The 23,402-nt window shown below is 66.8% G+C and carries 17 protein-coding genes and 1 pseudogene; 9 read left to right on the plus strand and 9 right to left on the minus strand.

Features of this window, described 5'->3' with window-relative positions:
- Positions 1–313: hypothetical protein (locus HL658_RS36765; RefSeq protein ID WP_211109935.1), on the plus strand; the 313-nt coding region annotated here is incomplete at its 5' end.
- A gap of 52 nt (positions 314–365) precedes the next feature.
- Positions 366–2,012 carry an IS1182 family transposase gene (locus HL658_RS35610; RefSeq protein ID WP_180286896.1) on the plus strand — a complete coding sequence of 549 codons (1,647 nt, stop codon included), beginning with the start codon at positions 366–368 and terminating at the stop codon, positions 2,010–2,012.
- Between the two features lie 677 nt (positions 2,013–2,689).
- On the opposite strand, the gene HL658_RS35615 is transcribed toward HL658_RS35610, so the two are convergent.
- From HL658_RS35615 to HL658_RS35645, 7 genes are all read right to left on the minus strand, one after another.
- On the minus strand, positions 2,690–5,239 hold the full coding sequence (locus tag HL658_RS35615) for a hypothetical protein (protein WP_180286895.1): 2,550 nt from the start codon (positions 5,237–5,239) through the stop codon (positions 2,690–2,692).
- A gap of 86 nt (positions 5,240–5,325) precedes the next feature.
- Positions 5,326–6,303 (minus strand): NAD-dependent epimerase/dehydratase family protein, encoded by a 978-nt coding sequence (locus HL658_RS35620; RefSeq protein ID WP_180286894.1) that lies wholly within the window; start codon positions 6,301–6,303, stop codon positions 5,326–5,328.
- 84 nt (positions 6,304–6,387) lie between these two features.
- Positions 6,388–10,545 carry a glycosyltransferase family protein gene (locus HL658_RS35625; protein WP_180286893.1) on the minus strand — a complete coding sequence of 1,386 codons (4,158 nt, stop codon included), beginning with the start codon at positions 10,543–10,545 and terminating at the stop codon, positions 6,388–6,390.
- A gap of 492 nt (positions 10,546–11,037) precedes the next feature.
- Positions 11,038–12,159, minus strand: a complete 1,122-nt coding sequence (locus tag HL658_RS35630; RefSeq protein ID WP_180286892.1) for a glycosyltransferase family 2 protein — start codon at positions 12,157–12,159, stop codon at positions 11,038–11,040.
- The gene (locus HL658_RS35635; RefSeq protein ID WP_180286891.1) at positions 12,156–13,193 is read right to left on the minus strand and encodes a hypothetical protein; all 1,038 of its coding nucleotides are present in this window, start codon (positions 13,191–13,193) and stop codon (positions 12,156–12,158) included. The genes HL658_RS35630 and HL658_RS35635 overlap by 4 nt, the downstream gene beginning before the upstream one ends.
- A gap of 120 nt (positions 13,194–13,313) precedes the next feature.
- On the minus strand, positions 13,314–14,150 hold the full coding sequence (locus HL658_RS35640) for a class I SAM-dependent methyltransferase (RefSeq protein ID WP_180286890.1): 837 nt from the start codon (positions 14,148–14,150) through the stop codon (positions 13,314–13,316).
- 370 nt (positions 14,151–14,520) lie between these two features.
- Positions 14,521–15,888, minus strand: coding sequence for a UDP-glucose dehydrogenase family protein (locus HL658_RS35645; protein WP_180286889.1), 1,368 nt, complete (start codon positions 15,886–15,888; stop codon positions 14,521–14,523).
- Positions 15,889–16,434: 546 nt separating this feature from the next.
- Between HL658_RS35645 and HL658_RS35650 the strand changes: the two genes are divergently transcribed.
- The 3 genes from HL658_RS35650 to HL658_RS35660 are packed head-to-tail and all read left to right on the plus strand — an operon-like array spanning position 16,435 to position 17,760.
- Positions 16,435–16,755 carry an NAD/NADP transhydrogenase alpha subunit-like protein gene (locus HL658_RS35650; protein WP_246338303.1) on the plus strand — a complete coding sequence of 107 codons (321 nt, stop codon included), beginning with the start codon at positions 16,435–16,437 and terminating at the stop codon, positions 16,753–16,755.
- A 4-nt stretch (positions 16,756–16,759) separates the two neighbouring features.
- Positions 16,760–17,440 carry a hypothetical protein gene (locus HL658_RS35655; RefSeq protein ID WP_180286888.1) on the plus strand — a complete coding sequence of 227 codons (681 nt, stop codon included), beginning with the start codon at positions 16,760–16,762 and terminating at the stop codon, positions 17,438–17,440.
- Positions 17,441–17,451: 11 nt separating this feature from the next.
- Positions 17,452–17,760 (plus strand): hypothetical protein, encoded by a 309-nt coding sequence (locus HL658_RS35660; RefSeq protein WP_180286887.1) that lies wholly within the window; start codon positions 17,452–17,454, stop codon positions 17,758–17,760.
- On the opposite strand, the gene HL658_RS35665 is transcribed toward HL658_RS35660, so the two are convergent.
- A complete protein-coding gene (locus HL658_RS35665; protein WP_180286886.1) occupies positions 17,679–18,623 on the minus strand; it encodes a hypothetical protein in 945 nt (314 codons plus the stop codon). The genes HL658_RS35660 and HL658_RS35665 overlap by 82 nt on opposite strands.
- 445 nt (positions 18,624–19,068) lie before the next feature.
- Between HL658_RS35665 and HL658_RS35670 the strand changes: the two genes are divergently transcribed.
- From HL658_RS35670 to HL658_RS35680, 3 genes are read left to right on the plus strand one after another with little or no spacing between them, the layout of a single operon-like run.
- Complete coding sequence (locus HL658_RS35670; protein ID WP_180286885.1) at positions 19,069–20,772, plus strand: carbamoyltransferase N-terminal domain-containing protein; 1,704 nt, start codon at positions 19,069–19,071, stop codon at positions 20,770–20,772.
- A complete protein-coding gene (locus HL658_RS35675; RefSeq protein WP_180286884.1) occupies positions 20,772–21,593 on the plus strand; it encodes an SGNH/GDSL hydrolase family protein in 822 nt (273 codons plus the stop codon). Before HL658_RS35670 ends, HL658_RS35675 begins: the two co-directional genes overlap by 1 nt.
- Positions 21,590–21,739, plus strand: coding sequence for a hypothetical protein (locus HL658_RS35680; protein ID WP_180286883.1), 150 nt, complete (start codon positions 21,590–21,592; stop codon positions 21,737–21,739). The genes HL658_RS35675 and HL658_RS35680 overlap by 4 nt, the downstream gene beginning before the upstream one ends.
- A gap of 232 nt (positions 21,740–21,971) precedes the next feature.
- On the opposite strand, the pseudogene HL658_RS35685 reads toward HL658_RS35680, so the two are convergent.
- Positions 21,972–22,985 (minus strand): annotated as a pseudogene (locus HL658_RS35685) (ISAs1 family transposase); the annotation flags it as partial.
- 35 nt (positions 22,986–23,020) lie between these two features.
- On the opposite strand from HL658_RS35685, the gene HL658_RS35690 reads away from it, so the two are divergent.
- A complete protein-coding gene (locus HL658_RS35690) occupies positions 23,021–23,332 on the plus strand; it encodes a hypothetical protein (protein ID WP_425485409.1) in 312 nt (103 codons plus the stop codon).
- Positions 23,333–23,402 lie beyond the last annotated feature (70 nt).

Raw genomic sequence — 23,402 nt, forward strand, 5'->3', positions numbered from 1 at the left:
GCGTATAATCCTGCCCGTTCTATGGCTTGACCCGGAGGATGGCGAAGACGTGGGTTTCCGACGCGATGTCGATGCCGACGAACTGCATGGCGCCTCCCGTGCGGATGGGCCGGAAGCCTCGGAGCCGGTGCTCGTGCCCCTGCTTGTCCATGCGCGGATGACCGCCCCGATCAGGGCGGTCATCCGCCCCCTCGCCGCGACACCGCCGGATACAGTCCGGGCAAAAAGCACCGGGCGAGGGCGCCAATCTCATTGCCGAAGAGGGGTCATCGTAGAATCTGATACCGTTGGCGAAATCGGCGAGGGCCTGTGACGGCGCGGCTGGTGTTGCTGTTCGGGGTCCATCCTGGGAAGGAGGGACCACCATGTGCCTGAAGCCGGAGCCGATCGGGCCGGTGCCGGAGCGCACCGCGCAAGTCGCCAAAGCCGCCTTTCCGAAGGGCAACACCGCCCTCCGCGTGCGTGACGATCTCGGCGGCCTGTTCGAGGACAGCGCGTTCGCCGAGCTGTTCCCGTCGCGCGGTCAGCCCGGCCTGGCGCCGTGGCGGCTGGCGCTGGTCACCGTGCTGCAATTTGCCGAGGGCCTGTCCGACCGCCAAGCCGCCGAGGCCGTGCGCGGCCGCATCGATTGGAAATATGCCCTCGGCCTGGAACTGGAGGACGCCGGCTTCGACTTCTCCGTCCTCAGCGAGTTTCGATCGCGCCTGGTCACCGGCGCTGCCGAGAGCCTGCTGCTGGACGCGTTGCTCGGGCGCTTGCGGGCGCGCGGGCTGGTTCGACCACGCGGGCGCCAGCGCACCGACAGCACGCATGTGCTGGCCTCGGTCCGAGCGCTCAACCGCCTGGAAAGCCTGGGTGAAACCCTGCGGGCCGCATTGAACGCCGCAGCCACGGCAGCACCGGACTGGGTGACGAGCATCGCCGCGCCGGAGTGGTACGAGCGCTATGCCAAGCGCTTCGAACAGTACCGCCTGCCACGTGGGGAGATGGCCCGCCGGGACTTCGCCGCGGTGATTGGGGCCGATGGCCACCGGCTGCTCGACGCGCTCTGGGCGGACACTGCGCCGGCCGGCCTGAACCGCGTGCCCACCATGGAAATCCTTCGACGGGCCTGGGTGCATCATTTCTACCGTGATTGCGATGGGCGGGTTGCATTGCGCGACCGCACCGAGCTTCCGCCGGTCACCCACCGGTTCGACGGGCCCTACGACACCGAGGCCCGCTTCGGCAACAAGCGCAGCCTGACCTGGAGCGGGTACAAGGCGCACCTCACCGAAACCTGCGACGAGGACCAGCCCCATGTGATCGTGCACGTCGCGACGACGCCCGCCAACGTGGCCGACGTCGCTATGACGACGGCGATCCAGGACGCGACGGTCGTCACGGGGCTCGCGCCCGCTGTCCATCTGGTCGATGGCGGCTACATCGATGCCGGGCTGGTGCTCGCCGGCCGGAAGGCGGGGATCGAGTTGGTCGGCCCGCTGCGGCCCAACGTGAGTTGGCAAGCCCGGACGGACGGGGCCTATGACGTGTCGGCTTTCAATGTGGACTGGGAAGCACACACTGTGACCTGCCCGCAGGGCCATCGCAACGCGGACTGGAATCCGTCGCGCGATCTCTGGGGCACCGAGGTGGTGCACGTCAGCTTTCCTGGCCCGACGTGCCGGGCTTGTGCCGAACGGGCGCGATGCACACGGTCGAAGACAGCGCCACGCGAGGTCACTCTGCGCGCCGGCGGACGGCATGAGATCATCAAGGATCACCGCCAGCGAGAGCAAACGGGGGAGTGGCAGGCGCTCTACGGCAAGCGGGCCGGCATCGAGGGATGTCTGGCGCAGACCATCCGCTTGGCCGGCCTGCGGCGCGCCCGCTATATCGGTCTCGCGAAGACACATCTTCAACACGTCGCAACCGCGGCAGCGATCAATGTCGTGCGCCTCGACGCATGGTTCCGCGACGTGCCGTTCGCCAGAACCCGCATCTCCCGGTTCGCCACGCTCAGGCCGGCCTGACCAAGCCCGCCGATTTCGCCAACGGTATCAGATTCTATGATGACCCCGAAGACACCACTTCGAGCGCGACGCGGCGACCCTCTCCCGGCCATCAGGCCAACCATCCTATCAGGAGGCGGCCCGATGAGTGGAGGTCATACAAGCGCCGACCTTCGCCCCGCACGGCTATCCGGACCACCCAGGGGTTCTGCATGCTTTCCGCATCGCCGTCGCCGGGACGGAGGCGTGCCGATCCGGGTCATCGACTACCGGCTCGATGGCGTGCCGGGGGCCGAGCCAGTGTACCGGCTCATGACCACGCTGCTCGATCCCGACGCCGCCCCCGCCGGCAAACTGGCCGCGCTGTATCATGGGGAGGCGGAAACCGTCTTCGCCGAGATCAAGGGGGCGCGCCATAGAACGACCACATCCACGTCCTACCGCCCGCCGGCCCGCAACGCCAGCCTCCCTTCCCAAGACGCCCGAACCGCCGACAACCACGGCAGATCGGCACGCCGCGACACCGAACCGCCACCATGTCAGGGCGTGGTGCGCCAGCGGCCTGTCGCGAGCCGACTACTGCTGCCGACACGCCCTCAATCCAAACGCCTTCAATCGATGCGTGGACTGCCAACGTCCCAGCATTCGGCCCAAGTATCGCAATGTTCAAGGCACTCCTTAACGACACGGTATTGCTCCTAAACAGGCACTGACCGCGGGCCGTTCCGTTCCGGTGCATGGTCTTCCTTGCGGAAGACCGCAACAAACGAAGTAATGAGATCTTGCTCCACATCGACGACGAATTCGGGCATCTGCCGGCCGAGATTCTCCAGCCGGACGTAGCCGTACAGCGTTTCTTCGTCGAAGGCGCGCTGCGGTGTGCCGATCTGCATCAGACCAAGGTTCCCGGCCCAGGCTTCCGCCTCGGCGGATCCCAGGAAGAAATCGATGGTGGGGGCATTGGGATATGCACCGTGCAGGCAGACATCCAGGATCAGAATCAGGGTGCCTCCCTTCCGCAGGGGCCGCGTAAGGCTTTGAAACAGGTTGACGTGCGTCTCCTGGAAGGAGGCGCCGTCGATCAGGCCGGGTCCGATGAGGAGGAAGTCGAGCGTGCCGTCGGTTCCGGAATGGAGCAGGTCCGCCGGGGCGCACAGGGTGATGCGGTCGGACAGGAAGTCCGGGGACAGGGTTCCCCAGCGTTCCTCGACGATCTGCCGGGTGATCGGCCCGGCTGGAACATCGACGATGGACAGATGGCCAAGGCGCGAACCCAGGCCCGCGTAGCTCTTGTGCGGGGACTGCACGATGCAGGCGCCGGTCGTCTCGCGGTGCAGACAGCCCAGGGTCTGCAAGGCATAGGCGGCCTGGACCAGCGCCCAGGAGTTCCGGTGACGCAGGTGGAAGTTGACGCTCTCCGGCAGCCGCATGAGATCGGTGGCGGTCACGAACCACTCCGGATCGTTCCAGTCATGGCTCGACGCAAGCTTTGTCAGGGTGTTTTCCGGGTGCGTCTCGGTTGTCAGCGACCAGCGGGCGACCGCTTGACCGCGAGGCGACACGCTTTCGGTCAGTGCCAGGATGCTCTGCCACCACTGGGCCTTCCCGGTGTCCTCGTTGGCCCGCCAAGTCTGCCGGATCTTCTCCAGAATCGGAGGTCCGATCCAGTTGGCGTATTCTTGCACATGGCTCTTGGGATCCAGGGCATCGCCCAGTTTCTGGATGAACTCCAGGGCGATATGGGCATCGATCGAGGCCGACAGTTCGGTTGGACCGCAGCCCGGCCCGTCGAGGGCGGGGCAGGCCGCCCGTCCCCGGTAAAAGGCGGGTTCGGATTGCAGCCGGACGACGCGGCTGCGGATCATGTAGCCGAGGGAGGTGTAGGGATTCCCGAGATAGACCACATCTCTCCGGCCGGAGATGCCGATCCGGTTGGCCAGGATGGCGTCGGTCTCGAGGCGCAGCCAGGTCAGGAAGCGCCCCTTGATGGTCAACTCGGTTTCGGCGTCGGGCTGGCCGGGGCCGGAGGCGTCGATGACGAGGAAGGACGCCTCCCTGGCGATGTCCTGGATGGTGGAGGGAATGGCGCCCTCTGCGGGCTGCGTGATGAGGGCGAGGTCGTAGCGGATCGCCATATCGCCGCCCGTCAGCGGGGCCAGAGCCAGAAGGCCACGGAGGGTGTCCGGATTGGCGCCGACGTAGCCGACGGTGGTGGCCCTTCCGCAGTGGGCGAGAAGGTCGGCGAGGTGGAGAAGGTTGCGGTCTTCGGCCTGCCCGAAGCGGAGCAGGGTGGGTGCACCCTCTTCTCCGTTCTCCTTTTTCGACAGGGCCGACGACAGGCGCGCCGCGGCGCCGGCACCGGGAGGAAACATGTTGTAAAGCCGGGCTGCCGGGCGGTCCCTCCGAGGCTGGCCTGGGACGGTCGGGCCATCGATCCAACGGATCAGATCCGCGGCGTCGGGCATGGCGGCCGGGCCCCCGGCAGGGAGGGGTGATCGGCACTCGAAGGTCACGAAGCTTCCCTCGATCCCGCTGTAGGGCCTGCCGGTGAGCTGCAACCTTTTCATCAGGTTGGGGATCACGCAGCTGTCCGGGATCTCCGTTTCCCAGAAGCCACCCACATCCTGCAACAGGGTGCGGTGGACGAAGACGCCCGTCGCCGGTGCGTGCCGCACATCGTCGATCCGATGCCCTTGCCAAGCGCCGTCCGCCATCCGCCCGCCGATGTGCCGGATGGCGGCGAACAGCGCCTCCGGATCGCGCCGGTCGGCCGCTTCCCACAGAAACGCCGGCAGGTTGAAGCCAGGAAATAGGTGGTACCCGCCCATCGGATGCGCGGCCTCCTCGACACTGTCGAGAGCCGCGCCGATGTCCGTGGCGCCGGTCAGCGGAAAAAGGAAGGAGCCGGGGGCCATGTACAGGATATGACGGTTGTCCGGGTTGCTCTTCTCCACACAGTGATTGAGCAGCTTTCCTAGCCCCAGCCGGTCAGCCCCCCTTTGAGACGACGCTTTTCCGGGGGACAAGGGCGCGAAGATCTTGAGGGCGGATTTCACCCGGTTCGTCAGCGTATCGCCGATCAGTTCGATCGTCGGGGTGCCGTTGGCGCCGGAATCGTCGTCGATGAAGATGATTTCATCGGAGTCCCGGCCGAGGAGTGCGGCAAGGCAGTTCAGGCCGAGGGCGAGGCATTTCTGATGACCATCGCTTTTCGTCCCACGTGCGTTGTGCATCAGAATGGTGAACATTGCGGGACGATCCTCGGATTTTCCGTGGGCGTGAGAATAGGGCGGGAGCCCCCCTGCGCCGCAGGGACAGGGGGGCTCCTCCTGCATCAGGAGCTTTTCTGGGCGGCCACCTGCTCGTAGACCCATGCGTAAGTCTTGGCCAGACCGTCGCGCAATGTGATGGACGGCGCCCATCCAAGCCTTGCCTTGATCAGGTCGTTGTCGCTGTTGCGGCCTCTCACCCCCTTGGGGGCGTCCAGCTTGTAGGCGCGCCGGAGCTTCACGCCGGCGATGTCCTCGACGATGTCGACGAGCTGGTTGATCGAGACCATCTCGTCGCTGCCCACGTTCAATGGCTCCTCGCAGTCGCTGTGCATCAGCCGGAGCGAGCCCTCCAGGCAATCGTCGATGTACATGAAGCTGCGGGTCTGCTCGCCGTCGCCCCAGATCTCGATCTCGTGGCGGCCTGACAGGACGGCCTGAGCCACCTTGCGGCAAATGGCGGCGGGCGCCTTCTCTCGGCCGCCGTCCCAGGTGCCATGCGGACCATACACGTTATGATAGCGGGCCGCCCGGGTCACAAGGCCGAAATCCTCGCGGAAATGGCGGCACATGCGCTCGCTGAACAGCTTCTCCCAGCCATAGCCGTCCTCGGGCATCGCCGGATAGGCATCCGACTCCTTCAAGCCGGGAATGTCGGCGTCGCGCTGCCGGTAATCGGGATAGACGCAGGCCGAGGACGAGAAGAAGAAGCGCTGCGCACCGCTTTCCCGGGCGGCCATCAACAGGTGCGTGTTGATGAGCACGGAGAGCATGCACAGGGCCTTGTTGTTCTCGATGAACCCCATTCCGCCCATGTCGGCGGCGAGATTGAAGATCTCCCTCACCCCCTTCGTGGCGATCCGGCAGGCGTCGATCCCGGCGAGATCGAGCACGAGGTTCTCGGCTCCGGGATGGACCTGGTACCATTCCGTCAGGGGCTTCATGTCCACCCCGCGCACCGGAAGGGAGCGCTCAAGCAGCGTCTTGACCAGATGTCCACCGATGAACCCTCCGGCACCAGCAACAAGAATGACAGTGTTCATAAGGCACCTTTCCGAATCAGCCCAATTTCAAGAGAAGAGAAGCCAGGGAAGGTATAGGGCCAAGCCGCCATCCGGCCCGCTTGGTCACCGCGTGTCCTCATGATCCAGAACCCAGGCCGCGCGGCCGAGGATGTCGAGAACCACATCGTGGATGTGCAGAGCGACCCCACCCAGATGCAGGATTTCCACGCAAAGCGGACCGCTGTCGTCCGGCACGTCGAAGTCGATCGACAGCCGTCCCGTGTTCAGCTTTTCCACCGGGGTGACGGGGGTGGCGGCGAGGGGGGCCTCGTGCTGGTCCCGGAGGATCCGGACCACCAGCCCCGAGCCGGGGGCCGCGCGACCGTACATGCGTCCCTTGACCCGGAAGCGGTAGCGGCCCTCGGGCAGGGTCGGCAGGGGACCGTGCAGGATGCCGCCCGGCCGATCCGACGCATTCACCCGGATGCCTTTCTGGGTCTGAAGGCTGCAGTCGTTCATGGCGAGCCGGTTGAGGACGCTGATCTCGCCCGTGGGGAAGGGGGGTGTGACCACGCCGGGCTTTCCCGCCACCAGCAGGCAGTCGTGCAGGAGGATGTCGGCGTTGCCCAGATGGGTCAGACGGATCCGCAGGGTCGGCGTGGGCGCGTCCGGCGTGCTCTCGCCGGCGTCGTGGTGGAGGTCGAAACGGAACGGCTCGGCCCAGCCGGAGCGGCCGGCGAGATCCCGCCACAGCAGCGGGCCGCGCTGCGAATGCAGCACCTCCACCGCCAGCGACGCCGCATTCTGCCGGTGCGTCTGGATCTCGGAAAAGCTGACGAGAAGAGTGTAGGGCCCGTGCGGCAGCGCGATCTGCTGGTCGAGGATGATGGAGCGGCCATGGAGCGCGCGGTCGTACCTCATCCCCCGCTCGGTGATGTCGCCGTCCGGCAGATTGAGGTGTTCCAGCACGTCCCAGGCCGGCACCACGCGCACCGCGTGGACGGTCACCTCCGTTGCTCCCGGCTGATAGCTGTTCTGGATCACCAGATTGCCCATGTCCACCGTGCGCAGAGGAAGTGACAGGATCTGCCGGTCGGGCAGGGCTTGCCGGTGCGTACGGAAGAGGAATCGCTCGCCGCTCCGGTGAGCGACGCCGAATCCGGCGATCCCCTTGCGCACCTCGGCCTCGATCTGGAGCAGGACGCAAGGCCAGTCGGAGGCCCGCACCAGGGGTACCTGGAAAGCGTACGCCCAGGAGATCGTCGGGGTCAGGATCTCGAAGGGACCGGTCAGCATGCCGTCGGCCGTGTGCGGGACGGTCTGGGAGGCGTTCCTCCAATCGACCAGGACCGGCGGGGGCGGGCCGGCCGCCAGATCGGGGACATGGGCGATGTCGTGGGTGGCCAGAGCCGGATCGCCCAGAACCCGGATGTCTTCCAGCAGGGACTCCGAGGCGCCCGCCGCGCCGTTGCGCAGCACGAGGTCGTTCGCGCCCTCCGGTACGGTGACGCACACCAGATGGGTGTCGGCCGAGGCTCCCACGGCGGCGGACACGGTCATCCGACCCCGGCGCGTATCGAAGAAGGCCACCTCGATCGCGCCGACGGCAACCCACAGGCGGAGGTGCAACGCGACGCGTCCGATCGCGGTCAGGGCGAGGGGAAGGCGTAGGGCGACGGCATGCAAATGGGGGGCGGGACGCAGGAGGATCGGATAGGGCGTGCCCTGCCCCAGCCGGGCACCCTTCGCCGACAGCCACGCCTGCGCCGGGTCCGCGCCGCCCCGCAGGACCACCAGCGGGGCTTTGGCGGAGCCGGCTTCCGCCGTCTGCATGTCGGTCACTCGCAAGCGGTGGGTGCGCGGCATCCGCTGCCAGTCCGGCTGGATCGGCGCGTCGCCGCCGGGGGGGCCGGCCGGCCCCTCGCCGGTGCTGCCTTCCCCGCTTCCCCCGTCCACCCAGGTCTCCCCTGCGCCGGGGTCGGGCGACGGGGGCATCCCGATCCCGAAGGCGTCCGCCCCGGCCGCCGGTGCCTCGCCGGTGGACGTTCCGGTGGCGGGGCTTTCGGCATCGGCGAGCCGGATACCCTCCAGCAGCACGAAGCCGGCCTGTTCCGTGCCGCCGTTGCGGATGAGGAGCAGGATGCTCGGCGCCCCCAGGTGCCACGGCAGATACACCCGCACCCTGCGACCGTTGCCACGCAGGATGCGGCTGCAAAAGATGTCCGCATCGTTCCGATCCAGGACCGCGATGTCCGCGAGGCCGCTGATGGTGGCGTCAATGCACAGCAGGGCCTTGGGCGATGGCGGGGCGGGCGGGGTCAGGCGGATGGTGGCGGCGTAGCTCCAGGGCATTACCGGGATCTCGATCGCCAGCGGCAACGGGCGGCCCAGGAACTGCGGCGGCTCGATCACGTCGACCGCCATCCCCGCCGATGGCGGACGGGCCAGATAGTCGATTCCGGGAGCGTGGCCGACCGGCACCAGCATCGGTTCCCGATCCGCCTCCAGCGCCCAGCGGTGCAGCAGCGCGCCCACCGTTTCGGCCGGGCCGATGAGGGTGATCGCCGTGATGGTGAGCGTGGCCGGACGCCCGGCGCCATCGTTGGAGATGACCAGACGCGACTCCGCGTGCTGGCCGATCACCGGGATGTGGATGACGGCCGGCACACTGTCAGCCGCGGCGAAGGTGCGGTAAGCGAAGTTGCTGCCGTTGCCGTACAGCAGTCCGAAGCCGACCTGCCCCTCTCCGATCTCGGCGGCGATGCGGATCGCAAGGTTCTCGCGCACCGGCGGCAGCGACAACGGGATGTCCGCGGCGTAGGCCCAGGGCGTGTTCGGGACGCGCAGGACGATGGGTAGATCGCCCTCCCCCACCCTTTCGCCGCTCAGCATGGCCCTCTCCAGGTCCAGCGTCATGGGCAGGACGAGCCCGCCGTCGCGGTAGTCGAAGCCGACGTCGAAGGTGGCCGGAATCAGGTACTCGATACCCGCGGCGCTGCGGATGACGTCCATCTCCTTCGGGTAGAGGTCCGGCACGAACCCGCTCAGCCGGGCCGGGCCGATCAGGTGCGGGCGTGGCGGCAGCGTGGCTCCGGCCAGCCGCCAGACCAACCGGCGCATCCGCGCCCGCCGGCGCTCGGCCTCGGCCGCCTGCTCGGCCGGAGACCCGGCCTGCCGGGTCAGCACGGACGCGCGGAAGCTGAACGCCGGCTGGGCGCGCAGCAGCAGCTCGATCACCAGCGCCTCGCCGGAGGACAGCCCGCCCAGGGCTTCCACCGCCTCCGCCGCCGGGCGCAGCACGGCGAGCGGGATGAGCAGGCGGGCTGGCGCGAAGCCGTCCAGCCAGGACAGCAGCGCGCCGGAGTCCTCGGGCATGGGGATCAGATTGGCGCGCCGGGTCTCGACGATGTCGTCGTGAAGCTGGAACGGTTCGGCAAAAGCCCGGACCTCGCCCGAATAGGCGAACACCGGCGGTGCGCCGGACACCGCCCGCTGATGGGCGGCCAGGAGGCTTTCGATGTGTTCGCGGAACAGGTCGCAGCGGCCATCGGCCACGACCAGAAAGTCCGCCTTGACGTCCTTCAGCCAGTCCAGCCCCGGGCCGGCCGCCGTGACCCAGCGGAATCGGCCTGGATGGCGCAGGGTCACGGTCCTGGGCGCAACGCCATGACCGTCGCTCAGGACGAGACCCAGGTTCGGCCAGCTCTGGCGGGCCAAGCTGTCGACGGTCCGCAACGCCTCTTCCGGGGTATCGACCTCCACGCGGACGGCGACGGTCGGTCCGGAACGGACGGCCGTGCCCCGCCCGGTCCAGGCGCGGTGCTGGTCCAGCACCTTGCCCAGCAGGACCTCCATGGAGAAGTCGCGCCGGAATATGGCGTTGGCCGCCGCCGCCTTGGCGGCCGCGCCCTGCGGGTGGGCACGGACCCAGTCGAGATGGGCCCGAATCTGGGCGACCAGGCTGCGCGGCTGGGAGTTCTGGTCGATGTAGAGGAAGGAGTCGCCGAAGGCGCGCTCGATCCAGCCCATGCGATGCACGATGCACAGCGCGCCGGCCGAGGAAATCTCGAAGATGCGGTTCGAGACGACCTCCTCGGCCAGATGGCGGGCGGAGAAGATCGCCAGCCCGACGCCGCTGCGCCGGTAGGTCTCGATGACGGAGTCGCCGTCGAACGGCAGCATGCCGCCATAGGCTCCGGGTTCGATGTGCTGCCAGTACTCCGGAGGGCCGAAGATCCGCACGTCCCGCTCGCGGGAGAGCTCCCGGAAGAAGCTGTGCATCCGGTTGTCCCAGTTCATCCCGAAATAGGTCAGGCGGGCCTGGGCGAAATCGATCCCGTCGGACCATGACCGGCTGTGCGCCGTGTTGTAATAAAATCCGATACCCGCTTTCCGACCCACCCCACGCAGAATGAGGCCAAGAAAATCTCTGATGCTGTCGGAAATCGCAAAATGCCCGTCACAGCTCAGCAGATTTTCAAGAAAGGCCGGATTTTCAAGGAAGTGCCGGGGCGCCTCATGCACGATCGAATAAAAAGGGATGTCGATCAGTTTCGCCTGATTACTGGACATTGCCAGAACGAAATCAGGATTTTCATTAATCATCTCATCGGAGTTCGAGCACTCGACGATATCCACGCCAAGGGTTTCTGCCGCCATGCGGATGGAGGCCACCGCCTGCTTTTCAGCCGACCTCTTCCACATATTCAGGAGCGCGATCTTCATGGCGATGCTTCTCGACAGGCTCACAGGCGGAGGATGGGACGAAAGGCGTCAGGAGCGGCCCGTCGGTGCGGTCGATGTCAGGGCGGGGGTCCTGTGGACGGTCAGGGGCTGGTCGGCGAAGCCCCAGCCAAGCGCATTGATGGCCAGCGGGCTGCAGGTGTCCATCCGGAACGCCTCGGCCGCGTAGGGAAGGTGTGCGGGCCCGAAACCGGCGACTTCGTACGGCGTGAAGCTGAGCCGCATCGGAAGCTCACCCCCGGGATCGGTGTTCTCGCGCAGGACGGCCCGCTCCTCCGTGGCGGCCAAGCGCAGTACGGGCGCCTTGAAGCCCAGCGTGCGGGTGGCGATGCCGTTGGCCCGGGCCTGGATGGCCAAAAGCGCGCCCAGCGCGTGGTCGCGCGCCAGCAATTCCGGCAGGCCCCGCAACCGCATCCATACCTCGCGGGAAGCCGCCAGGAAATGACCCGTCACGGCATGGCCCAGGGCCTCCGCGTCCTCCGCAGGCAGCGCGTCGGCCGGCGCTCCCGGGCGGCACAGTACGGGAAACCGCCGCTCGCTCCGGGGCCGAACGCGATGGCGCACCAGGGCTGTGGCGGCGAGCCGCCACAGCGGGCGGAGGTTGCCGTGGGCGGCGTTGCCGGCCGACACCGGCGTCCCCCCCAGCACCCAATGGATGTGCTGCAAGGTTCCCAGGTCGATGTCCCCAAGGGCGCCGCTCATACCCTCCCGAAAGCCGTCGAGCCGCCATTCCGGGGCGACGAGGAGGGCGGGATACCGGAGGGCGGCGTGGGCGAGCCGCGCGAACAGGGCGTCGCTCGGGACCGCATCCGGTCCGAGAACGGCCAGGACGGAGGCCGTGGAGCGGCGCAGCCCGATGTTCTGGGCGCGCCGGCCGTGCAGTTCGGCGTAGCTTGGAAAGGGTTGGGGCGGGATGTCGGTAGGGCCGACCACGATGTCCAACCGGTCGAGCGCGCCGGTCGGCGCCGGCGCCGCCACGGTGGCGCGCGGCATCCAGTGGACGATCACGAGTTCGGCCCGTTGCCGGGCGGCGGCGGCCTGCCGGGCGAGGGTCGCCGCAAGCTGCTCCAGCCGCCGGGCGGTATCGGCCGGATCCTCGTCGATGGCGGCGACCACGAAGCCGAGTGCCGGGGCGCCGGACGGGGCCGTCACTGTACCCGCTCCTGGAAAGCGGTGTGGGGTGCCCCCCAATCCTCACCGTTCAGGGCGAAGGCTCCCATGCCGCGCACATGATCGACATAGGCGGCCAGATCGGCATCGCCGATGCGGGCGACGTAGCGCGGGTCGATGCGCACGCGCCCGGTGCCGTTCTCTCCCTCCTCCCGGGTGAAAACGAAGTCGGTGCTGGGGTGACGGGCCAGCGGAGCGGCGGCCCACCCCGCATCATGCGAGATGTGGTAGGCTGGCCGGTGTAGCCCCGTGAACAGCTCCACGATGCCGGCTTCCTGTGCCTGGATGAGGAAAATGGAGTCCGTATGCCAGGAATGGATCGGCTCCTCAAGGTATCCCCTCAAACGAAACCAATCCTCGGTTGCGAAGAGGGCGAAATCGCCACACCCGTTGAAGTGCATTGGGTGGTACTGGAAGATGTATGGGCTGTACAAAAGCAGGCTTTCCCAACGCTCGTCGATGACTGCTTGCAGTTCATTGGCGAGCTGTGCGAGGCCGTCAGCCGGGGAAAGACCGGGAGAAGGGGGTTTGGGGTACAGCGCGCCGAAGCGATGGGCGATGAACTTGACGTTCTCCACGCACATCCTCTGCCGCTCCTCGTGCGGCACAAGGGGCGGGACGTCCGAGAAATCGACGTCCCAGCGGTCCAGCCGGTAATGGTAGCCGGCGCGCAACGACCGGCGCGCCAGAACCTCGAACAGCGTGTCGGACAGGATGATGTCGATGTTGGTCGCCAGCACGAACCGTCCCGTCGCCCGGCGAATCCCGATGTTCTTCGCCAGATACTGGAACAGGGGAATCCGCGAGGAATAGGGGAACCGGGCGTGATGGTCGGCATCCACCGTGATGATGCGGAAGGTGAAGTAGTCGTCGGAGCCGGGCCAGATGTCGAGTTCCGAGAACAGGGGACGGTCGGCCGGAGGGTTCCATTCGACCAGGATCAGCTCGATCGGCAACTGGAACAGGTTGGCCTGGTCATGCAGGCTGTGGACGAAGTGCGTCATCCGCAGCAGCATGTCGCCGCCGTGGTTGTCGTTACGGGAGGTGGCCACAACGGACAGGTAGACGTCTTTGTGTGCCGGCATGGCTCGGTTCGTTGCCTTTACGGAAGCGGCGGGGATCGGGTGGCCCGGCGATCAGGTTCCTTCGGCGATCAGGCAGAGATGCCAGCCGAAGGCCCGTTCCAGGCGTCGGAACAGCGATTCCGGCATCCAGCGGAAGTACCATTCCTTCACATACCGGTACTGGACATAGTCCGGGATCCGGTAAGGGAAGATATGATCGGCGAACACCTCCGTCACCTTGAAGCCGTGCCGCTCCAAAAGCTCGCGTCCCGTCCGTCGGCTGTAGGCATAGGTGACCGGGCAGCCGGTCTGGGCTTCGGAATGGGTGGCGATCAGCCGGTCGAGATCCCAGAACCGGCCCTTGCCGTAGCTGAGCAGGATCCACAGAACCTTCCAGGAAAACTTGTTGTAGACCATCACCCGCAGCTCGCCGCCCGGAGCCAGAAAGGAGCGCAGCTTGGCGAAGGCTTGGTCGGGATGGGGCGTGTGGTGCAGCACACCGAAGGAATAGATCAGATCGTAGGTCTCACCGGCCGGCAGCAGGCGGTCCAGCTCCTCCGCGTTGCCGTTGAAGAAACGCACGCGGTCGGCAAGGCCGAACACCTCGACGCGCCGCTTGGCCACGGCCATCGACTCCGCCGACAGATCGACGGCGGTCACCTGCGCGCCGGCGCGAGCGAAGTTGGTGGTGTCCGTCCCAATGCCGCAGCCGACCTCCAGCACCCGCTTGCCCTTCCAGCGCGCGAAGTCGGCGAAGCTCGGAATGTGCGGCTCCACCTTGTACTTGCGCGCCTCCACCTCGTCGAAGTACTCACGCGTGCCCAGTTCCTTCGTCGAATGGCGGATGTTGCAGGGACGCCGGTTCCAATACTCGGCGACCTGCTGGATGGCAATATTTTCGAAGGACATGCGCAGCTCCACAAAGAAACCGGGATCACTCGGGCGTCGTCGGGTTGAAGGCGTTGGTGATGGGGTAGCGCCGCTCCTTCCCGAAGGCGCGGCGCGTGAGCTTGACACCCGGCGGCGCTTGGCGGCGCTTGTGTTCGGCCCGCCCCCTGCTCGGCCGCCGCCTGCCAGGCGTCGCGCAGCCGTTCGGCGTTGCCCGCGAGATCGCCAGCCGTCGGGTTGAGCTGGGCCAGGGCGATGGCCAAGAACGTCACCATGCGCGGGTGTTCCGGTTTCGGCGTTTCAGGGGTGGAACCGGCTGAGGCGGGCAGGCGTCGATGCCTTGGACGCCTGCCCGCCGGGCTGGACTTGACATGAGTTCTCGGAAGCCGCGTCAGTCGGCCATTTCCAGAGCCCGCGCCGGTGTACGATGGGCACTGCCCTGATCCGTGTTGCGGCCGAGGTAGAGAATGTCCGCAACGTCTGCGAAGGCGTCCCGCGGCAGGATGCGCCAGCAGTCGACGACGACCGGCCGACCGCCGTCGGCGGGCTCCAGGGCCTGCGGGCTCAGGGCCCGAAACTCGTCCCACGCAGTCGCCACCACCACCACCGCGGCCCCTTTCACGGCGTCCTCTACGCCGTCCGCGTAGGCGATGGAATCACCCATCATGGCGCGCACGGGCGGCATCGCCGCCGGATCGTAGACCGTGACGCGGTGGCCGGCCTTCACCAGCCGCTGCACCAGGGCCACGCTCTGCGACTGCTCGATGACCGGGGTGTCCGGCTTGTAGGCGAGACCCAGCACGACCACCCCGTCGCCGGGTCCGGCCCCGGCGGAGACGATCCGGAACAGGCGGTCGATCTGGCGCAGGTTGATGGCGTCGGTGGCCTCGGCGATGTCGGCGGCAATGCCGACCGTGCGGGCCATCCTGGAGAAGGCGATGGTGTCGCGCGGGAAGCACGGACCGGCGAAGCCGAGCGCGCCGCGCAGGTACTTCCTGCCGACCCGGGTGTCGCGTCCGATGGCGTCGGTCACCACGTCCACGTCGGCCCCGGGCAGGCGGTCGCAGATTTCCGCCAGCATGTTGGCGAAGGAGATCTTCGTCGTGACGTAGGTGTTGAGCGAGATCTTGGTCAGTTCGGCGTTGACGAAGTTCATGCGGGCGATGGAGGCCGCCGGGTGGCACACACCCTTGTAGAGTTCCTCCAGCATCGCGCCGGCGCGCGCATCCGATTCGCCGATCAGCACGAAGTCGGGGCACAGGAGGCCGTGCAGGACATTGCCGAGCGCGATGAATTCGGGATTGTAGCACAGCCCGAGCCGATCCCCCAGCGTGCGCCCGGAGGCGGCTTCCAGCGCCTCGCGGATGGGGCCGCCGGTCGAACCCGGCATGACCGTGCTGCTGACCACGACCAGATGATAGCGGTCGTGCCGGCGCAGTTCCGCGCCCAGGCGTTCGATCGCTTGGAGGACGAAGGTGTTGACGAACGTCCCGTCGGAGCCGCTGGGCGTAGGCACGATCATGAAGGTGGCCTCGGCGTCCTTCATGGCTGTGGCCCAGTCCGTTGTCGCCGACAGCCGTTCGCGGTTTGCCGAGATCATGGCCTGGAGCCCCGGCTCCTCCACAGGGGCGATGCCGGCGTTGATGGCATCGACAAACGTCGGATTGAGGTCGATGCCGATCACATCATGTCCCTTGCTGGCAAGTACTGCCGCGAGGGGGGAGCCCAACTTGCCAAGCCCAACGACGCATATCCGCATATCATTCGCTCCGCAAATGAACAAAAGAGTAGCTTCAGCTACCAGCCACCCTTATCTCATATAACCATCGGGTGTCAATTAAGGTTTGGCTTCCGATTTTTCTGGGAATTTCGACTTAATCTAATATTTGGAACCATTTTTTTGCATGAAGTTTTGGTTGCGGGCATATCCTTTAAAGCATGAGCTGAAGGCGTCTCATTCTGCAAGGTTCCTAGTTATAAAATTTTAAGAAATGTGCCGTCCAAAAAAAATATGGTTATCAATATGCAGTTTACGGGACCGCATTCGGCATGCGGCCGGATGTTGTTCATCTCAGACTGATAAGATATCGGGAAACTACATCCCTTAGTTGGCATATGTGCCGGCGCGATCTCGTCGTTCCAGCGGATCGAACCCGCCACACAATCGCATAATAGGAAAATTATCTTGATGATGCGACGAAAATCTGCTATCCGGCCAGGATCAACGGAACAGCCATGCCCGCCACCGCCCGGCCCAGCCGCGGCGGTTTTTTTCATGCCCGGCAGGCCTGACGAGGAGACGGATATGCGCAGCTTTCGAAGCTACAAGGACGCCATGGGGACGCCGAGCGATGTGCTCGACCCCTCCACCATGCGCTACGCGGTGACCCTGAACGCCGGGGTTCCCAAGACCATCGCCGTGCCGGCCGGGGCGCAGACCGTCCTGTTCGCCTCCACCGGCCCGTTCTGGGTGCGCTACGGCGCTCCGGCCGCCCTTCCGGTTGACGATGACACCGGTGGCGACGCCCCGGAGCTTGCCCCGGCGGCCCGGTGGATCGCCAGGGTGACGGTGCTGGGACTGGTGGCGCCGGCGGCCTGCACCGTGTCCCTGGCCTTCTACGGGTGACGCCATGACCGCCCGCCACACCCTCAGCCTGATCACCGCCCCGCCCATCGACCTCACGCCGTACGCCCTGCGGGACAACCCGGTCCTCACCGGAACGGCGACCCTCAAGGCGGCGGCCGGGGCGACGCCGGCGATCGCCGCGGACGGGCCGGACGCCGCCGTCGGGCTGTCGCTCGTCCTCAAGGGGACCGGCGCGTGCCGGATCCTGGCCAACGGAGGGGGCGCTCCGCTGTTCGAGGTGGCCCCGACCGGCGGCGTGCCGGCCAACTACTGGCGCTTCGACGCCCGGCCGACCGGCAACGCCATCCTGCAATACGCGCTGGGCTCCGATCCCGACGTTTCGCAGGTGTTCGTCACCAAGGGAGGGGGCAGCCACTTCTTCACCACCGGGACCAACCCCGGCAACACACAGTTCCGGGTGGTGCACACCGCCTCGGCGGGCAACTGGGTGCAGGCCTCCGGGGCGGCGCTCGGCGGCGCTCCGACCCTGGGCGCCCAGGGGGCCGACGCCAACGTGCCGCTCTCCCTCTCCAACAAGGGCACCGCCGTCGTCCGCTTCGCCGGGCAGACCACCGGCACCGCCGTGGGCACCGCCGGGGCCGCCGCCGCCCCTCCCGCCGCTCCCGCCCTGTGGTGGAGCGTGTCGGTCAACGGCACCGTCTACCGCCTCCCGCTCTACAATTGAGGAGTTTTCCCATGGCGCTCGTGAAGGCCATCCCCACCGATTTCGGAATCGACGCCACCTACTGGCACATCCACGCCATCGACATCGCCCGGCCGCAGAGGGCGGTCCAGGTGACGATGGCCGGCTACATCGACGCCGACGCCCGGCGTGGCGGGCGCCGGCCCATCGCCTCCCTCACCCTCCAGCTCGCCGGCGACCGCTTCCCCGGCACCATCGACGGCATCGCCTACGCCGCCATCTACGAGCGGCTCGCCACCCCCGGCGAAGTCCCCGACGACGGTGATCCCACCGGCTGGTTCGTCGGCGCCGCGGAGGGGTGATCAGGCCGGGGACTCCAGGATGTCCGCCCTGGAGTCCCCCTGCCGGCGGTCGCGGCGGCGCGCAGGATGGCCGCCCGCTTCCTCAGCGCCGTCAGGAGGTTCCCGGCGTAAGGCTCGAAACCGTAGCCGTCCAGCGGATGGAGCAGCAGGAGCAGGGGCCACGCATCGCCCAGACGCGCGCAGTGTCCGGGCCAGACGTCGGCGAAGTGCTTCCGGTAGGCGGGATTGAGCGTGAAGAAATCCGCCAGCGAGAAGGTGATGTCGAACAGGGTGTCGCCGCTGTGCAGCGGGCGGGCGTTGGCGGCGCCGTAGCAGCCGTACACCGGGGCATGGGAGATGATCCGCTTGGTTGTATCGCCCACCGAAACCGTCACGCCCTCCCCGTCCGCGATCCGCCCGAGGGCCTCCACCAAATCGAGCGGGTGCCCGTCGGAATCCGTGACGTGATAGTTGAAGTAGGGATCGTGCAGGACGTCCACGGCCCCGTCCCCCTGCCGGGTCCTGACCACGGTCATCGTGTGGGTGACCGCCGCGTTGTCCGCAAGCCCGGCCCTCAGGCAAAGGCTACGCCGCCCCGTGGCGTGGAGAAAACTGTGGAACATCCCCGATGCCCCGCCGCACCAGGTCCCCGCCTCGCCGCGGCGCAGCGCGCGGTAGGCCAGGAACCAGTCGCTGCGCATGGCATCGTCACGGTTGTCGATGGCGAGATCCGACTCCACGACAGCGCTGCACAGCCGGAACGTCCAGTCGCGCAGCGCGACCACCCGTGGATGATCGTTCACCCCCACCGCGAAGCGTTGGACAAGATACTCCGACAGCGCTTCGGAGGACTGGAAATCCGGATAATCCTCGACTTCAAACACCGTTCTTCGTCCTCCTACAATCTTGTGCCGACGAAGGCTACGCCTCCCATCCGCAAGCAGCGCAAGACAGGAAACGGAATCCTACGAAAGATCGACCATCCGCCGCACAGGCCCCTTCTTGCCAACGCGGATCGGCCAGATCTTCGGATCGCCGCGACAGTCCCAGAGGGTTATCTTGAATGATAATCGCGCTTCATGATCGGATTGGGAAGGGCAAATGACATTTTGCCGGCATCCCGCACCGCCGGCAACAACCAGCCGTTTACGCCCCCCATGCTCTTGCGATATAGGGAAATCGGGCTATCACCCTCGACAGGGCGGTCAAATGCTGGATAGCTTGTATTGGGCGCTGGGCCCTGCCGCGCTGCTGCACAAAGCGACCTCCAGAAGGATCGGTTGGCAGCCGGCCGGCGCGACGCCTCCGTCTCCGACCCCAGCCCATCCGGTGGAACGGGTCATCGGCATCTCCTGTCATTATCACGACTCCGCCGTCGCCCTCGTGGATCGCGGCGGGATCGTCTTCGCGATGCAGGAGGAGCGCCTCAGCCGCAACAAGCACGACAGCCGATTCCCGACCTTGGCACTGTCACGCGCACTGGAAGTCGGGCAATTGCGGATCGAGGGGCTCGACGAGATCGCGTTCTATGAGAATCCCGAGGTCAAATTCGACCGGATTTGGCACCAGATTCTGCACGACTGGCCCAATTCCAAGGAACTGTTCTCGGTCCACACGCCTTATTTCTGGCATCACCGGCGGCCCGTCGAGCAGCAGATCCGTGCCAACTACGATTACCGGGGGCCGGTGACCTTTTCCGAGCATCACCGCTCGCACGCCGCGTCCGCCTTTTACACCTCGCCGTTCGAGCGCGCGTTGGTGGTGACCCTGGACGGAATCGGTGAATTCGAGACGGCGGCGGTCCACCTGGGCGAGGGCAACAGCCTGGCCAAGGTAAAGTCGATCCACTTCCCGCATTCGCTGGGCCTGCTCTATTCGGTGTTCACCCAATACCTGGGCTTCGAGGTGAACGAGGGCGAATACAAGGTGATGGGCCTTGCCCCGTATGGCGAGCCGGAGTACCTGGACCGCATCGTCGGCCCGATCCTGAGGCTGGCCACGGACGGCTCGTTCAGCCTCGACCCGTCGTTCTTCACCTTTTCCGACCGCGGGCGGCACTATCACCCGCGTCTGATCGACTTTCTCGGCATTCCCCCGCGCACGCGCCGGGACGACCCGATGACCCAGGCCCACAAGAATCTGGCGGCGTCCATGCAGCGGGCGCTGGAAGTGGCGATGGCCAACATGCTGCGGGCGCTGATCAAGGAATACGGCATCCGTGACGTCTGCTTCGCCGGCGGGGTGGCGCTGAACTGTACGGCCAACGCCCGGATGATCCGCGAACTCGGCATCCGCTCGCACATCCATCCCGCTGCCGGCGACGCCGGCACGGCCCTGGGCGTGGCGCTCGACGCCGCCGTGCGCGGCAGCGGCCGGCGCGACACCATGCGCTTCGCCTTCACCCCCTATCTCGGCATGTCCTACAGCGAAGCCGCCACGGAGATGACGTTCAAGCTGAACGACATCCCCTATCGGCGCAGCCCCGACGTCGCCGCCGAGATCGGGGCCAAGCTGGCCCGGGGAGAGGTGGTGGCCATCGTCCACGGGCGCGACGAGTGGGGTCCCCGCGCGCTGGGCGCGCGCAGCATCCTGGCCGACCCGCGCGGGCCGGAGATGAAGGACCACCTCAACGCCAAGATCAAGTTCCGCGAGGAGTTCCGGCCCTTCGCCCCGGTCGTCCTGGAGGAGCATTACGGCGAATACTTCGAGACGCTGGGCATGCCGTCCAGCCCCTACATGCTCTACACACACACGTCGCTTCAGCCCGAGAAGACGGCCGCCGTCACCCACGCCGACCAGACCAGCCGCGTGCAGACCGTGTCGCGGACGCAGAACGCCTATCTCTACGGCATCATCGACGAATTCCGGAAGATCACCGGGGTTCCCGTGATCACCAACACCTCCTTCAATCTGAAAGGCGAGCCGATGGTGTCCAGCCCGTCCGATGCGTTGAAGACCTTCTATGCCTCCGGAATCGACTGTCTGGCGGTCGAGGACTTCCTGGTCGAGAAGCAGCCGGAAGGATCTGCCTGATGCGCGAGGTCATCGAGTTCACACCGTCCCAGGAGTACACCTCCCGGCAGTCCTTCTACATGCTGCCCGGTCGTGCCGGGCTTTTCCCCAATCGCACCTTCGTCCTGGGCGGCATGGTGCTGTTCGATACCAACAGGCTGGGCCTGAAAGGGTCGGACCCGGATCCGACCCTGAAGCAGGCGGTCATCTGGGGCGACAGCGTGGTCTTCGCTCACGAGCGCGGATGGGTGTACGGCCTGAACGGCGCCATCCCGGGCTGGCAGTTCCACAACGGCGGCATCGAGGGCGACCCGCTCGACAACATCCTGGACCGTGCCGCCGCCATGCAGGGGCGCCTGAAGATCGACGCCAACATCCTGTTCCCTGGCTGGCATCCCTCTTTCGAGGGACGGCCGGTCAACAGCCAGGTGGAGACGTGGCTTGAGGAGAGGCTCGACCGGCTGCCCAACCCCATTCTCGCCACCATTCCCACCGCTCTCAATGAGAAGGTCGTGGAGCAGGAGATCACCCCCTTCCTCGGCGCGTCGCCCTGGGGGCCGTTCTCGCTGTGGGGCCGCATGGAGCCGACGGTGGAGAGCCTGCAGACATTCTATCGACGCCTGTTGGAGCGCAACGACATCATCCGGGCCGTGGCCGCGCGAAAGGGGGTGCCCCTGTTCGACTGGTTCGCCGCCATGCCCTCCACCGCGGTGGAGGACTTCCGTGCGGACTTCAGCGATGTGGGGCATCCGCGCATCACAGCCTACCCCAAGATCGCCCGGCTGTGGGCGGGCGCGCTGCCGGATCTGCTGCCGCCTACCAGGGAGGGAGCCTCCGCATGACCACCGTCCTCATAACTCTCGTCCTTGTCCTCGCCGCCCTGGCCCTGTCCGAACCGCTGCTGCGCCGCGTCTATGTTTGGCGGATCAAGGCGCAGAAGATCGAGCAGAAGGCCGAGGAGCGCATCCTTACCTATCCGCTTGCCTGAACCAAATTCTCCGGATCTTCGATGAAACGAGTTGTCAAGGTCCAGCCCGGCCGACCCACACGCGCCATGCGGCGGGTCTCACCGTGGCCATTCGCTGGCAAGCGCTGTTGGCCGTCATGGCGGGTGCTCGGTCGGGGCCAAGCTTTTCACCCCGCATGCGGGGTGAAAAGCTCAACCAGCGCTGAGGTGCCCGAATGAGCGCCTAGCGCGGGAGAGCATGCAGAAGTGTGGGGCGGACGATGGCCATGTTCTGCGGTCCGCAACCGGAACGCAGGCGGCAGAGGTCGTCGTGGAAGACGACGTCCATGACCCAGTGCAGGCGGTTCTCCACGTGCCAGTGGCAACGCACGGCGTGGGCAAAGAGGCGCGCGTCGAGGCGGGCGGAGGACAGGAAGTAGCGTCGCTCGCGGCTGGCCTGGCCATTGCGCTCGACCTCGGCTTCGACCATGGCGATGGCCGCCAAGCCTGGAAAGCGTGGCTCGCCGGGGAAGCGGCGGTCGGAGGACAGCCATGCCACCTCGCGGCTGACGGCATGGCGGCGCACCTCGATGCGGCCGTGCTCACCGTCGGTGGTTTCGATGGTGTCCAACTCCGTCGGCGGCGCGTCGGCGAAGTACCGCTCGATCTCGCCATGCAGGGCCGGCCAGTTCTCCTTGACCGCCAACAGGTAGTCGGCCCCGCGCTCCAGGATGGTCCGGGCGATCCGGGTCTGGCAGCCCATGGCGTCGATGGTCACCAGCGCGCCGCTGAGCGCCAGACGCTCCAGCAGCAGCGGAATGGCGGTGATCTCGTTGGATTTCTGCTCGCACGCCTGCTGTCCGAGCACCAGACGCTGGCGGCTGGCCCAGGCCGAGACCAGATGCAGAGGATTGCGCCCCTTGGCGCGGGCGTGGGTGCGCCGCGACGTCTTGCCGTCGATGGCGACGATGTCCGGCTCGCCCTCGCGCAGGCCCTCCACCCAGGCGGTGAAGCACGCCGCGAACAGCTCGCCGTCCACGGCGTTCAGCACATCGTTGAGCGTGTCATGGCTGGCGATGCCCCGCTCGTACGGCAGGAACCGGCGCAGGAAGTCCAGCCGGTCCTCGCCCCATTCCTCGATCTCGACGAAGTTGCTGGCCCCGGCCAACGTCCCGCACAGCACGACCAGCAGGATCTCCGGCAACGGGTACACCACCTTCCAGGACTGCCGTGGATCCTCCAACGCCGAAAAATGATCAACCAGCGAGCGCCGCTCCTCTCCAGCCATCATCGCCTCCCCGTCGCGGAAGGCTCCTATGAATCATGGACACGGCCCCGCGCAAACCCACCTCTCTTCCGTCCCCCGTCAAGCGACCGTTCAAGCGATTGCCCTGGCGGGTCAAGTCCGGCCTTGCCGCGGCGCGGGCGCGCGGCAAGGTGCTCGGTCGACAGCCGGGACAGCGGCCGAAGTCCGATCGGCTGGCGCCCAAGGTGCTGGCGCTGGCCGCCGCAGGCCGCAGCTACCGCCTGATCGGGCGGGAACTGGGGCTCAGCAAGAACACTGTGGCCGCGATCCTCAAGCGCGCGCGTGACGGAAGCGCGGCCGGTCCGGGAGACGGCCGCAACGCCCCGTGAAACGGCCACGTTCTCGCTTTGTCCGCTTAACGTGTATCGCCATTATCAACCAAACACAGTAAAGCATAGC

The organism is Azospirillum oleiclasticum, from assembly GCF_013423485.1.
Taxonomy (GTDB): Bacteria; Pseudomonadota; Alphaproteobacteria; order Azospirillales; family Azospirillaceae; genus Azospirillum; species Azospirillum oleiclasticum.

Excerpts from the sequence above, each read along its gene's own strand:
- HL658_RS35615 (WP_180286895.1), bottom strand. The coding sequence starts at position 5,239 with ATGTTCACCATTCTGATGCACAACGCACGTGGGACGAAAAGCGATGGT.
- HL658_RS35620 (WP_180286894.1), bottom strand. The coding sequence starts at position 6,303 with ATGAACACTGTCATTCTTGTTGCTGGTGCCGGAGGGTTCATCGGTGGA.
- HL658_RS35645 (WP_180286889.1), bottom strand. The coding sequence starts at position 15,888 with ATGCGGATATGCGTCGTTGGGCTTGGCAAGTTGGGCTCCCCCCTCGCG.
- HL658_RS35660 (WP_180286887.1), top strand. The coding sequence starts at position 17,452 with ATGGCGCTCGTGAAGGCCATCCCCACCGATTTCGGAATCGACGCCACC.
- HL658_RS35690 (WP_425485409.1), top strand. The coding sequence starts at position 23,021 with ATGGACACGGCCCCGCGCAAACCCACCTCTCTTCCGTCCCCCGTCAAG.
- HL658_RS35640 (WP_180286890.1), bottom strand. The coding sequence starts at position 14,150 with ATGTCCTTCGAAAATATTGCCATCCAGCAGGTCGCCGAGTATTGGAAC.
- HL658_RS35610 (WP_180286896.1), top strand. The coding sequence starts at position 366 with ATGTGCCTGAAGCCGGAGCCGATCGGGCCGGTGCCGGAGCGCACCGCG.
- HL658_RS35635 (WP_180286891.1), bottom strand. The coding sequence starts at position 13,193 with ATGCTGCTGCGGATGACGCACTTCGTCCACAGCCTGCATGACCAGGCC.
- HL658_RS35625 (WP_180286893.1), bottom strand. The coding sequence starts at position 10,545 with ATGCACAGCTTCTTCCGGGAGCTCTCCCGCGAGCGGGACGTGCGGATC.
- HL658_RS35650 (WP_246338303.1), top strand. The coding sequence starts at position 16,435 with ATGCGCAGCTTTCGAAGCTACAAGGACGCCATGGGGACGCCGAGCGAT.
- HL658_RS35675 (WP_180286884.1), top strand. The coding sequence starts at position 20,772 with ATGCGCGAGGTCATCGAGTTCACACCGTCCCAGGAGTACACCTCCCGG.
- HL658_RS35680 (WP_180286883.1), top strand. The coding sequence starts at position 21,590 with ATGACCACCGTCCTCATAACTCTCGTCCTTGTCCTCGCCGCCCTGGCC.
- HL658_RS35655 (WP_180286888.1), top strand. The coding sequence starts at position 16,760 with ATGACCGCCCGCCACACCCTCAGCCTGATCACCGCCCCGCCCATCGAC.